We start from the raw sequence: 354 nt of genomic DNA, 5'->3' as shown, positions 1-354 counted from the left end.
CTGAGCAAATGGCTGACGAGGCCAATTCCCAGCCCAGCGTTTCAGTGACGAAGGAGTCGTCTGAGCCGCCGCTATCGCCGGCGAGCCGGCTACTACAGGAGTCGCCCGCAGCCTAAAGCGGCGTCAGCACATTCATCACCGTATCCAGCGCCACCCGCGTGTCATCCAACTGCACCAGCGAGGCATGCCGAGCGCCCAAGGCATCACGGTTCTGGATCGCGGTGAGGATCGCCTTGTGCCGAGGCAGGCTCAGGCCCTGGATGTCGGGGCGGCGGTTGGTGATGTTGATCGACTCGCGCAACGGCAGCGACAGCATGTTGCACATATAGGCCAACAGGTCGTTGCGGGTGGCGT

Annotated in this window: 1 protein-coding gene; it reads right to left on the bottom strand. The window is 63.3% G+C overall.

All coding sequences use genetic code 11. From position 1 onward, the window contains the following. Positions 1–112 precede the first annotated feature (112 nt). A partial coding sequence (locus HX803_RS32540; RefSeq protein ID WP_178926131.1) for an FCD domain-containing protein occupies positions 113–354 on the bottom strand: 242 nt, incomplete at its 5' end.

Source organism: Pseudomonas sp. P7548, from assembly GCF_013386585.1.
Taxonomy (GTDB): domain Bacteria; phylum Pseudomonadota; class Gammaproteobacteria; order Pseudomonadales; family Pseudomonadaceae; genus Aquipseudomonas.
This window is presented reverse-complemented; position numbering and strand designations above follow the sequence as displayed.